Raw genomic sequence first — 2,786 nt, forward strand, 5'->3', positions numbered from 1 at the left:
GCTGGGCCGTGAGGAAGTGGGGGCGGAGGATAACTTCTTCGCGCTCGGTGGTCACTCTCTCCTGGCGGTGCAGGTTGTCGGGCGTCTGCGGAAGGCGCTTGAGGTTGAGTTGCCCGCGAATGCGGTCTTCGCCCATCCCACGGCGCGCGATCTGGCAAAGCACGTCAGGGACGCCAAACGAAGCGATGGCAAACCGCTGGTCAAGCTGGAGCGGGACGAGATCCTGCCGTCTCTTGGCCAGGAACAGCTCTGGTTCCTCTCAAAGCTTGAAGGCACGAACGCCTATAACGTGCCGGACGGGTTCGTGATCGACGGCCCGCTCGACCTGGCGGCGCTTTCCGGGGCGCTTACGGATGTTGTCGCCCGGCACGAGGCGATGCGCAGCCTGCTTGTGGAAGAAGACGGGCGCCTGATTGTCAAAGTGCTGCCGCCGGCGCCAGTCGATGTGGCACTGGAGACGATGGAGAGCGCGGACGAGGCCGAGATCCGGCGCTGGTTCGAGGCGAAGGGGCTGGAGTCTTTCGATCTGGCCCGGGATATTCCGGTGCGGGCGACCGCAGCCGCGCTCCCGGACGGGCGGCATTTGCTGGCGCTTGTCATGCATCACAGTGCGACCGACGGCGGCTCCGCACCGGTGGTCTATCGGGACCTTACCATGGCCTATCATGCCCGTTGCCGAGGCCGGGCGCTTGCCCTGCCGCCGCTCGCCATCGAGTATTTCGACTGGGCCGCATGGCAGCGTGAACGGTTGTCCTCCGGCGATGCACAGGCTGGCGTGGAGGCTGTTGTAAAACGGCTCACCGGTGCGCCGGACAGGGTCGCGCTGCCGGAAGATTTCCAGCGCACGGATGCGCAGAGCTTCACCGGCGCCATGCTGCATCTGCCGGTGCCGCGTGACCTTGCCAAGGCGCTCCGGGACCGGGCACGGGAAAAGCAGGCAACGCTGTTCATGATGCTGCTGGCGGGGCTGGGCGTCACCCTGCAGCGGCTGTCCGGAGAGACGGATATCGTGATCGGTGCCCCGGCCTCGGGCCGCGATCGTGGCGAGGTGCAGGATCTGGTCGGCTATTTCGTCAATACCGTGCCGCTGCGGCTGCGGCTGGATGGGGCTGCCTCGCTGGATCAGGCGGTCGAGATTGCCCGCCATGAAGTTCTGGAAGGCTTCACCTATCAGGACCTGCCGATGGACCGCATCGTTCAGGCACTCGGCCCCGACCGTGCCGTCGGCAGGACTCCGCTTTTCCGGGTCATGCTTGTGTTGCAACCGGCGGACCGGATGGCTCTCGCACTGGATGGTGCGGCGGTTACGCCCGTTCATGTTGATGCGGTCAGCGCGCGTTACGATCTGACTTTTGCGTTCGATGAGCAGGGCGACGGTCTTGGACTGGTGCTGCATTACGCCGCCGACCTGTTCAGTGCGGAGACCGTGCGCCGGTTTGCCCGCTATTACGAGAAAGTCCTGCAGGATCTGGTCGCGGAGCCGGACAAGGACCTGAACGCCGTATCGCTGCTGTCGTCCCGGTCAGGGGAACGGTCTGCGGAGATCACCGGGTCTGATGTTGTTGATGCGCGGGGAGCGCCCGAGGGGACAGTCGTGTCCCGCTTTGCTGAGATGGCATCATCGCACGGGGATTTGGCCGCGCTTGAAGGACCGGACGGAGAGGCCCTGAGCTACGGCTCTCTTGATCGTCTGACGAATGAGCTCGCGGCGGGTCTCGCCGCGCGGGGCGTCGGGCGTGGCACGCCGGTCGGTGTCAGCATGGCGCGCGGTGTCGAGCAGATCGCCGCCTTCCTGGCGGTGCTGAAGGCGGGCGGTGCCTATGTGCCGCTTGATCCGGAACAGCCGGGATCGCGTCTGGCCGGAATGACCGAAGATGCGGGTGTGTCACTGGTGATCACCGATGGCGCCACTCCGGACTGGTTGCCGGAAGGCATCGCGGCTGTCAGCTACGACAGCGTGCCCGGTGCGGGCGGTGCTGTCTCCTGCCCGGCCCAGCTTGGCGCGGATACGGCCTACATCATGTTCACCAGCGGCTCGACCGGGCGGCCGAAAGGCATCCGGGTGCCGCACCGTGCGGTGCTGCGTCTGGCGGTGGAGCCGGGCTTTGCCAGCTTCGGCCCGGGCAAGCGGGTGGCGCAGATCGCCACCACGGCCTTCGATGCGGCGACCTACGAGATCTGGTGCGCCCTGCTGAACGGCGCCACGACAGTCGTGGTCGGCCGGGAGGCGACCTATGAGGCCGAAGCACTGGCCGATGCCTTCGCCAAAGCCAAAGCCCATTCGACCTTCCTGACCGCCTCCGTCTTCAACCGGGCCGCTGTGGCGGACGCGGATGCCTTCAGTGGCTTCGAGGAAGTGATGTTCGGCGGTGAGGCGGCGGACGCGGATGCCGTCAGGGCGGCGGTCAAGCGCTGGCCGGATGTGCGCTTCGTCAATGGCTACGGCCCAACGGAGACGACGACCTTTGCCGCCTGCCATCCCGCGAATGACGAGCCGGACGGCACAAAGATCATTCCCATAGGTAAACCGATCCGGGGCACGGCGCTCTATGTGCTGGATGCCACTCTGGAGCCGGTGCCGCGCGGTGTTGCGGGAGAGCTTTATATCGGCGGCACGGGGCTGGCGGACGGCTATGCCGGCCGGCCGGGGCAATCGGCGGAAGTGTTTCTGGCCGATCCGTTCTCGGATCAGCCGGGTGCCCGTATGTACCGGACGGGGGATCTGGTGCGTCGGCGGGCCGATGGGGCTGTGGAATATCTCGGCCGGATCGACCGGCAGATCAAAC

1 protein-coding gene is annotated in these 2,786 nt (G+C 66.3%); it reads left to right on the forward strand.

What is annotated here, in order from left to right:
• A partial coding sequence (locus AAC126_RS22115) for an amino acid adenylation domain-containing protein (protein WP_339857613.1) occupies positions 1-2,786 on the forward strand: 2,786 nt, incomplete at both ends.

The organism is uncultured Nisaea sp. (assembly GCF_963974195.1).
Taxonomy (GTDB): domain Bacteria; phylum Pseudomonadota; class Alphaproteobacteria; order Thalassobaculales; family Thalassobaculaceae; genus Nisaea.